The organism is Luteibacter sp. (assembly GCF_036499525.1).
GTDB lineage: Bacteria > Pseudomonadota > Gammaproteobacteria > Xanthomonadales > Rhodanobacteraceae > Luteibacter.
In genome coordinates this window covers 1-8,432 of record NZ_DASYDO010000034.1, presented here as the reverse complement: position 1 = coordinate 8,432, position 8,432 = coordinate 1, and the positions used below count along the sequence as shown (strand labels likewise).

7 protein-coding genes are annotated in these 8,432 nt (G+C 61.6%); 5 read left to right on the top strand and 2 right to left on the bottom strand.

The genetic code is table 11. The features are described from left to right. The first annotated feature begins 370 nt into the window (after positions 1 to 370). The 3 genes from VGM71_RS07180 (at position 371) to VGM71_RS07170 (ending at position 2,852) form a co-directional block, all read left to right on the top strand. Positions 371 to 2,083 (top strand): RHS repeat-associated core domain-containing protein, encoded by a 1,713-nt coding sequence (locus tag VGM71_RS07180; RefSeq protein WP_331543449.1) that lies wholly within the window; start codon positions 371 to 373, stop codon positions 2,081 to 2,083. Further along, positions 2,080 to 2,409, top strand: coding sequence for a hypothetical protein (locus tag VGM71_RS07175; RefSeq protein WP_331543447.1), 330 nt, complete (start codon positions 2,080 to 2,082; stop codon positions 2,407 to 2,409). The genes VGM71_RS07180 and VGM71_RS07175 overlap by 4 nt, the downstream gene beginning before the upstream one ends. Positions 2,410 to 2,501: 92 nt before the next feature. After that, on the top strand, positions 2,502 to 2,852 hold the full coding sequence (locus tag VGM71_RS07170; protein ID WP_331543445.1) for a hypothetical protein: 351 nt from the start codon (positions 2,502 to 2,504) through the stop codon (positions 2,850 to 2,852). 20 nt (positions 2,853 to 2,872) lie between these two features. Here VGM71_RS07170 and VGM71_RS07165 read toward each other — a convergent pair whose 3' ends face one another. Both VGM71_RS07165 and VGM71_RS07160 read right to left on the bottom strand, forming a co-directional pair. Next, positions 2,873 to 4,270 carry a sigma-54 dependent transcriptional regulator gene (locus tag VGM71_RS07165; protein WP_331543443.1) on the bottom strand — a complete coding sequence of 466 codons (1,398 nt, stop codon included), beginning with the start codon at positions 4,268 to 4,270 and terminating at the stop codon, positions 2,873 to 2,875. Positions 4,271 to 4,337: 67 nt separating this feature from the next. Further along, positions 4,338 to 5,981: a HAMP domain-containing sensor histidine kinase gene (locus VGM71_RS07160; RefSeq protein WP_331543442.1), complete on the bottom strand. Its 1,644-nt coding sequence runs from the start codon at positions 5,979 to 5,981 to the stop codon at positions 4,338 to 4,340. A 210-nt stretch (positions 5,982 to 6,191) separates the two neighbouring features. Between VGM71_RS07160 and sucC the strand changes: the two genes are divergently transcribed. Both sucC and sucD read left to right on the top strand, forming a co-directional pair. After that, positions 6,192 to 7,352, top strand: a complete 1,161-nt coding sequence (gene sucC, locus VGM71_RS07155; RefSeq protein ID WP_331543440.1) for an ADP-forming succinate--CoA ligase subunit beta — start codon at positions 6,192 to 6,194, stop codon at positions 7,350 to 7,352. Positions 7,353 to 7,366: 14 nt separating this feature from the next. Beyond that, positions 7,367 to 8,239, top strand: a complete 873-nt coding sequence (gene sucD / locus VGM71_RS07150; RefSeq protein ID WP_331543438.1) for a succinate--CoA ligase subunit alpha — start codon at positions 7,367 to 7,369, stop codon at positions 8,237 to 8,239. Positions 8,240 to 8,432: the final 193 nt, after the last annotated feature.

Genomic DNA, 8,432 nt, shown 5'->3' with positions numbered 1-8,432 from the left:
TCCGGTGACGTGCTCTCCGGTGGCAGCATGCGCGCTACCGCCCGGCCTTTGAATGCTTGTCCGTATCGAGCCAATTCGTTCTCTCATCTGCGCCCCCGTTCATGGATCTATCGGGGCGACAACTATTCTGACGCAGGGGGCTGGCGCCGAGGTTAGAGACTACGATTCTGGAGGTCGTCTAATTCGCAGGGTCGACGCTGACGGAAGAGTGATAAGTTTCCGCCACGATGCCGGTGGTAGGGTCGTATCGGCGAACTACAGTGGCGGGCGGTCTACCGCGTACGTCTATGACATCGCCGATCCGTCCTGCTTGGATGGCGAGCGCTATTCAAACGGGCGAACTTCTTCCGTCGTCGACGCAGGCACGTCGATGTCCTTCTGCTACGACTTCGCGGGTCGAGTCGCGCGGAAGAGGCAGACGGTTCGTGGTGTAGAACTTGAGGTGGCATATACACATACACGCGCTGGCCGGCTTTCGACTATCACGCTTCCCGATGGCGCGATCATCCACTACCACTATGATGCAGCGGGCGGCGTAAGTTCGGTTGAGCGCGAGCTTCCCTCTGGCGATCTGAAAGTCATAGTCGGCAATATTGAACACACCGCATTCAACTCGATCAAATCATGGGATGCCGGAGCTCGCCATGTTGAGCGAGTTCACGATCTCTATGGCCGAGTGACGGAACTCAGCGGGGGTAAGACGGATGGCCTCAATGCATCGCTGGCTTGGGGCCGAGAAGGGCATGTTTCACGAATTTCGTCTGGTACCGAGGGGTTGGTTCTTGTGTATGACGGTCTTGGCCGCCTGAAGTCGGCCGCATCCCCCACGGGCACGGCCCACTACAGCTACGATCAGGCCGGTAACCGGACGCGAAAGATGTCTTACGGTCTCTCGGGGATTACTCATGAGGACTACCGTTATGCTTCGGAAAGTCACCGATTGATGTCGGTCGACACAGCGACTCCTGCGTACCTCGCTTTAGTGAACGCTCCGTCCGCAAAGAGTTCGCCTCGCACTTACGACTTAGCGGGAAATACCACCTCCATCGACCGTCGCGAGTTCGTCTACGACGACGCTGGGCGGATGGTTCAGGTCAAGGTAGACGGTATCGTCGGCATGAACTACGTCTATAGCGTTTCCGGCCAGCAGGTCGCTCGGTATGTGGCGGGCGAGACAACCGTGGCGCTGTACGATGAAGCCGGCCACTGGATTGGCGACTATGATGGAGCAGGCAGAGCTATCCGCCAAATAGTCTGGCTCGGCGATCTCCCGGTCGCAGTCCTGGAGGGGGAACGCACCCTGGATATCCAACCGGATCATCTCGGTGCGCCGCGAGTAATTGTCGATAGTGCTGAGGACAAGGCTATCTGGGCTTGGTCGATGACAGGCGAACCCTTCGGCAGCGATGCGCCGAACGAAGATCCGGATGGAAATGGCGTACGGTATGTCTTTGATATGCGTTTTCCAGGTCAGCGGTTCGATGCGGTAACGGGACTCTTCCAGAATGGTTGGCGAGACTACGATCCAAGCGTTGGGCGGTATGTACAGAGTGATCCGATCGGGCTGATGGGGGGCATCGCGACCTATGCATATGTAGCGAGCGATCCATATACACGGATTGATCCGAAGGGGCTGGATGGAATGATCGTCAATTTTCCTAACTATATGGCCGACACCGGATTTGGCTTCAGGTTACCGCTTGGCCATTCGGGGGCCGTTGCAATCAATGAGGTGACCGGTGAGACTCATTATTTCGATATTGGCCGATATGGCGGCAAGTACGGCGATGTCCGCGGACCGCATGATGTTGGTACCGTAAGATTCGACGAGCACGGACAGCCCACCGAGTCATCGCTGCTATCTGTACTAGGGAAGATCTCGACCGATTGGGGCCATGGTTATACACCAGTAGTGACGGCGTATAGCAAGAACGCCGACGCCCTCTCGATGTGGGCATTCGCCATGGAAAGGCAAGCGAATATAAGCAAGTACCCCTACACTATTAATCCATTCAGTGGATATCCCATGAACTTCTGCCATAAGTTTGCCAAGGACGTATTTGCGGCGGGCATGCAGAAATGAAGTACCTTTTAACGGCACTAATGTACGGAATGCTGGCATTGTCGGTTTTATTCTTTCTTAAGGGTATCGATTCGATTTCGGAAATTGACGACTTAAAATCCCATATCAATTCACAGAAAAGGGTGATCGTCTTCCTGAAAGAGGTAAATGATCATGCGATTGCTTCGTGTGCAATAAAAGCTGAGGCATTTGATGAGCTCCTGAAAAGAAGTTCATATGCATCCGGCAATCGCTGGATAAATGAGCGGATCCTCTTTGGGCCGTTTCTAGCCGAAAGAACAAATGATTGCATCTCTCGTATCGATCTCCTTGCGCGCCCATTATGAAATCTGCGCTGACAGGCGCCTTTTTCAGAATCCTTCCATATCCCTCTGGGAACTGCCCATTTATGGTTGCTTAAATATCTGGGAGCGTCAAAATGGATATGGAAGAACGAAGCCGCTGGTTGATGCGCGGCTGGTTCGTCGTCCTGGCGGTGATTGCGCATTTGTGGCTTGCCTTGATGGCGCTCGCTTCGCGAACCGCCTGTGTTTTCCCACCGTGCAACGCGTCATTCGCCATTGAAAGCTGGCGATGGCTGATGAGCCTGCCACTGTTTGTAACGCCATGGCTTCAACTGCCGACAGACGGTTGGGAATTCGCGTGTACCGTTCAGTGGGTTGTGCTGACGGTACTTAATTCTTGCCTTGCCGTTGCACTGTTCATCGGTACAGGGAAAGGTGCAACTGCTCTACTCAGGCGCATGAGCGCGCGGCTCCCCCAGCAGTAACGCGTCGCGCTTGTGAGGGATCAATCAATCCCAAGCTTCTTCAGTTTATACCGCAACGCCCGAAACGTAATCCCCAACTTCTTCGCCGTCGCCGTCTTGTTATACCGCGATTCTTCCAGCGCCTTGATGATCGTGTCGCGCTCGATGTTCGAGATGTAATCCTCGAGCGAGCCATCGGCACTGGCCGCGGCACGTGCCATCGGCTGTGCAACCGCCGCAGGGACAGCCTCCATCGCAACGGCGGCCACCGGAGTCGCAGTGCGCTGCGGCAGCATCAGGTCGTCGGCTTCGATCGTATCGCCTTCGCACATGGCCATCGCACGCTCGAGGATGTTCTCCAGCTCACGCACGTTGCCGGGGAAGTGATAAGCCTCCAGCGCGGCGAGCGCCTCGGCCTTGAGCTTGCCCGGCGAGCCGCCGGACTCCGTGGCGAGCTGGCGGAGGATGAAGTCGGCCAGGCGGGGCACGTCGCCGCGGCGCTCACGCAAGGGCGGCACGCGCAGTTCGATCACGTTGATGCGATAGAACAGGTCCTGGCGAAACAGGCCCTGTTCGACCAGCGCCGCAAGGTTCTTATGCGTGGCCGACAGGATGCGCACGTCGACGGGGATTTCGTCGCGGCCCCCGATGGGGCGCACCGCCTTTTCCTGGATCGCGCGCAGCAGCTTCACCTGCATGTGCAGGGGCAGTTCGGCGACTTCGTCGAGGAAAAGGGTGCCGCCCTGGGCGGCCTGGAACAGGCCTTCCTTGTCGGCATGGGCGCCGGTGAAGCTGCCCTTGCGATGGCCGAAGAACTCGCTTTCCATCAGTTCGGACGGAATGGCGCCGCAGTTCACCGGGACGAAGGCGCCGGCGGAACGCGGGCCCATTTCGTGGATAAGGCGCGCGACCAGTTCCTTGCCGACGCCGGATTCGCCGGCGATGTACACCGGCGCCTGGTTACGGGCGAGTTTGGCGATCTTCCCGCGCACCTCCGTCATGGCGGAGGAATCGCCGATCAGGCGCTCGGCGCCGGCAGAGGTCTTGCTGCCTGCCTCCGTCTTGCGTTCCTCGGAGAGTCGCAACGCGGTGCGGACCAGGCGGCGGAGGAGGTGGATGTCCACCGGCTTGGAAACGAAGTCGAAGGCTCCCGCCTTGAGGGCGTTCACTGCGGCGTCGACGTTGCCGTACGCCGTGATCATCGCGACCGGCATGTCCGGATAGCTCGCGGCGATCAGTTCGATGATTTCCTGCCCACTGCCGTCCGGAAGCCGCATGTCGGTGAAGCAGAGGTCGTAGCGTCGCGCGGCCAGTGCATTCCGCGCTTCGCTGACGCTCCCCACGGCGTCGACGTCGAGTTCCATTCGACCGAGAGTGATGGTCAGCAACTCGCGGATGTCCCGCTCGTCGTCGATGACCAGTACGGTCTGCTTGCTCATTGGATCCGAAAGGTTCGGTTAATGGTCCAAATGTAACCGCCCCGGCGGGATACGCAAAGGGCGTTCTTCACGCGCGGACCGCCACGGGCGCCGCGGACGCTGTCCGCGCAGGAGGCGTGAGGCTGATCCGGAAGCAGCTGCCGCCGCCCGCCACGCGCACGTATTCGAGGGCGGCCTGGTTCGCTTCCGCCATCTGGCGGGCGAGGTACAGGCCCAATCCCGTGCCGTATTCGTGCGTGGTGAAGAACGGTTCGAAAATTTGTGCGGCCACCTTCGGCGGGATGCCGGGGCCCCGGTCGATCACCTCGAGGATGGGAATGCCGGCTTCGGAATGACGCGCGACGAGCATCGCGCGCGCGGGCTCGCCGGGCAGGCGGCCGTAGCGCAGGGCATTCTGCACGAGGTTCCAGATCACCTGCTGGAGATGCTGGGGGTCGGCCACCGCGGCCACCGGCTCGCTGCCGGACACGGCGCGCAGGATGTCCGAGCCAAGGTCGTTGCCCTGGCGGTACTCGGTCACGAAGTGGTGCACCCACTGGCCGAGGTCGAGGGTTTCGGGGCGCGAGCGTTCGCGGCGCGACAGCTGCAGGATGTTCTCGATGATCTCGTTGAGTCGCGAACAATGGTTGTTGATGATCTCGACCATGCGCAGGTCGGTGTCGTTCATATCGGTCGATTCGGCCAGCAACTGGGCCGAATAGTGGATCGCGGCGAGGGGATTGCGGATCTCGTGGGCGATGGAGGCCGACAGCCGGCCCAGCGAACTAAGCGTCAGTTCCTCCGCGCGGCGCGACACCAGCGAGGTGTCGTCGAGGAAGATCAGTACATGGGAATCGTCGTTGGGTGCGAGTCGAGTGAAGCGTGGCACCACTTCAGGGGTGCCGTCGGCGAGCATGGTGGCGCTTTCGTCCAGCTTTCCCGAGGTGCGCCAGTGATAGAGGCGCCGCGAAAGCTCAGGTGCGAGGCTGCCCAGGTCGCGCTGGCCGGCGGACGGGTTACCCATCAGCATCCAGGCCGATTCGTTGAGCTGGTGGATGCGGTTGCCCTCGTCCACCAGCAGCACGCCGGTCTTCATGCGCCGGATGATGAGTTCGTTCACCTGCGAGAGGTTGGCCAGGTCGATGCCGCGCTGCTCGGCCAGGGCCTCGGAGGCGCGGATGTTCCGGCCCAGCACGTAGCAAAGCGAAGCGCAGGCGAAGTAGGCCGCGCCGAAGAGGCCGTATTCGGCGAATTCGCGATCGGTGGGGTCCGCGGTGGTCAGGTCGAACACCGAATGCCCCAGCATGCCCAGCGTGGCCAGCGCGGCGAAGAACATGGACAGCCGGAAGGGCAGCAGCAGCGCGCCCGTGGCGATATTCACGGCGAGCATCATCGCCACGCCCATGCGCACGTCGTGCATGAGCACGAGCGCCAGCAGCGCCGCGGCAATGTCGAGGGTGAGGCCAATTGACACGATCAGCACCGGCCGGTGCAAGGTGTGCCGGGTGCGGGCGACCATCACCAGTGCCGCCAGGAGGTAGGCAAGGGCGAAGATCCGGGCGAACACGGGTTCCGGCAGCGCCGGCCAGTTCAGGTGCTCCGGGCGGAACGCCAGCGCGGTGTAGACCGCCGCCTGGCCCAGCCGGAAGTAGTTGAAAAAGAAGAGTTCGTGGCGCGAGGTGGCCTGGTTTGCGCCGGCTCGGGCGGCAATGGTCGACGCGGGCGTGGACACCAGGATGCTTCTCCGCGGTGGGCCCCCCGGGCCCGAGATGAGGTCTCAGTATAGCGGAATGTCCCGTCGCCCCTTTCCATCCGGGGCGCCTTCCGGGAAAATACGCGGCCGTATTGCGTGAAATAGCTCGCAATCGATTCCCCCCTCCCCGTGCAGGCCTCACGGCCGGCGCGCTTTCACACGTTTTCTCCCGTTCGCTCGAGGTATCGAATGAATTTCCACGAGTACCAGGCTAAAGAACTGTTCGCCAAGTACGGCATTGCCGTACCGCCGGGCAAGACTGCCAACTCTCCCGACGCCGCCGTCGATGCCGCCAAGCACCTTGGCGGTACGCAGTGGATGGTGAAGGCCCAGATCCATGCAGGTGGCCGCGGCAAGGCCGGCGGCGTCAAGTTCTGCCGTAGCCTGGACGACGTCCGCGCCGCCGCCAAGGGCATGCTCGGCACGAACATGGAAACCTACCAGTCCGCCGGCCGCGCGCTGCCGGTGAACCTGGTCCTGGTCACCGACGCGACCGACATCGCGAAGGAACTGTACCTGTCGATCCTCACTGATCGCGACACCAAGTCGATCTCGTTCATCGCCTCCAAGCACGGCGGCGTCGACATCGAGCAGGTGGCCGCCGAAACGCCGGAAGACATCCATACCTTCCAGGTCGACTTCGTGGAAGGCCTGCAGCCGTACGAGTGCCGCGATCTCGGGTTCAAGATGGACCTGAATCCGAAGCAGGTGAACCAGCTCGTCAAGATCATGATGGGCCTGTACAAGCTGTTCAACGAGAAGGATCTTGCCCTGGTCGAGTTGAATCCGCTCGCCATCCTCGAAGACGGCAACCTTGCCGCCCTCGACGGCAAGGTGAACTCCGACGACAACGCCGAGTTCCGTCATCCGGACCTGATCGCCATGCGCGACCTCACGCAGGAAGACGCCGCCGAAGCGGCCGCGGTCCAGCACAACCTCAACTACGTCACGATGGACGGCACGATCGGCTGCATGGTCAACGGCGCCGGCCTCGCGATGGCCACGATGGACGTGATCAAGCTGGCAGGCGGCGAGCCGGCCAACTTCCTCGACGTCGGCGGCGGCGCCACGAAGGAACGCGTCACCGAGGCATTCAAGCTCATTCTTTCGTCCGACAAGGTGAAGGCCATCCTGGTCAACATCTTCGGCGGCATCGTGCGTTGCGACCTGATCGCCGAAGGCATCATCGCGGCCGTGAAGGAAGTGGGCCTGAAGATTCCGGTGGTCGTACGCCTGCAGGGCACCAATGTCGAGAAGGGCCGCGAACTGCTGGCCAACTCGGGTCTGGCGATCACGCCGGCCGACGATCTCAACGATGCGGCCCAGAAGGCCGTGGCCGCCGCGGCCTAAGGAGCGAAAGCAACATGAGCGTCCTGATCAACAAGAACACCAAGGTCCTCGTCCAGGGCTTCACCGGACAGCAGGGCACCTTCCACGCCGAACAGGCCATCGACTACGGCACGAAGATCGTCGGTGGCGTGACCCCGGGCAAGGGCGGTTCCGAGCACATCGGCCTGCCGGTCTTCAACACCGTGCGCGACGCCGTCGACCAGACCGGGGCCGACGCCTCGGTCATCTTCGTGCCGCCGCCGTTCGCGGCCGACTCGATCCTCGAAGCCATCGCCGGTGGCATCAAGATCATCGTCACGATCACGGAAGGCATCCCCGTGCTCGACATGATGCGCGTGAAGAACGTGCTGAAGTCGCACCCGGACGTCGTCCTGGTCGGTCCGAACTGCCCCGGCGTCATCACCCCGGGCGAGTGCAAGATCGGCATCATGCCGGGTCACATCCACAAGCCGGGCAAGGTCGGCATCGTCTCGCGTTCGGGCACCCTCACCTATGAGGCAGTGTTCCAGACCACGAACGAAGGCCTCGGCCAGTCCACCTGCATCGGCATCGGTGGTGACCCGATCAACGGTCTCAACTTCATCGATTGCCTGAAGCTGTTCCAGGACGATCCGCAGACCGAAGGCATCATCATGGTCGGCGAAATCGGCGGCAGTGCCGAGGAAGACGCGGCCGAGTTCATCGGCCAGTACGTGAAGAAGCCGGTGGTGTCCTTCATCGCCGGCGCCTCTGCACCTCCGGGCAAGCGCATGGGCCATGCCGGCGCCATCATCTCCGGCGGCAAGGGCACGGCGGCGGCGAAGTTCGCCGCCCTCGAGAAGGCGGGCGTGACCACGGTCAAGTCCCCAGCCGACCTCGGCAAGACCCTCGCGGGCCTGATGAAGTAAGACTCGCGCACTTCGGTGCGTGATGAAAAGCCGCGGCCTCCGGGCCGCGGCTTTTTTTTGGGTGCGCCCGGCAGGGCGCACCTGCTAGGAGGTGCAACTCCTCTACCCACCCGGCAAGGGGAAGGGTTAGCCAGAGGCAAGGGCGTTTCGGGTGACCGGACGTCCGGAGGAAGCCCGAGGCAAAACGCTGGCC

Excerpts from the sequence above, each read along its gene's own strand:
- VGM71_RS07180 (WP_331543449.1), top strand. The coding sequence starts at position 371 with ATGTCCTTCTGCTACGACTTCGCGGGTCGAGTCGCGCGGAAGAGGCAG.
- sucD (WP_331543438.1), top strand. The coding sequence starts at position 7,367 with ATGAGCGTCCTGATCAACAAGAACACCAAGGTCCTCGTCCAGGGCTTC.
- VGM71_RS07165 (WP_331543443.1), bottom strand. The coding sequence starts at position 4,270 with ATGAGCAAGCAGACCGTACTGGTCATCGACGACGAGCGGGACATCCGC.
- sucC (WP_331543440.1), top strand. The coding sequence starts at position 6,192 with ATGAATTTCCACGAGTACCAGGCTAAAGAACTGTTCGCCAAGTACGGC.
- VGM71_RS07170 (WP_331543445.1), top strand. The coding sequence starts at position 2,502 with ATGGATATGGAAGAACGAAGCCGCTGGTTGATGCGCGGCTGGTTCGTC.
- VGM71_RS07175 (WP_331543447.1), top strand. The coding sequence starts at position 2,080 with ATGAAGTACCTTTTAACGGCACTAATGTACGGAATGCTGGCATTGTCG.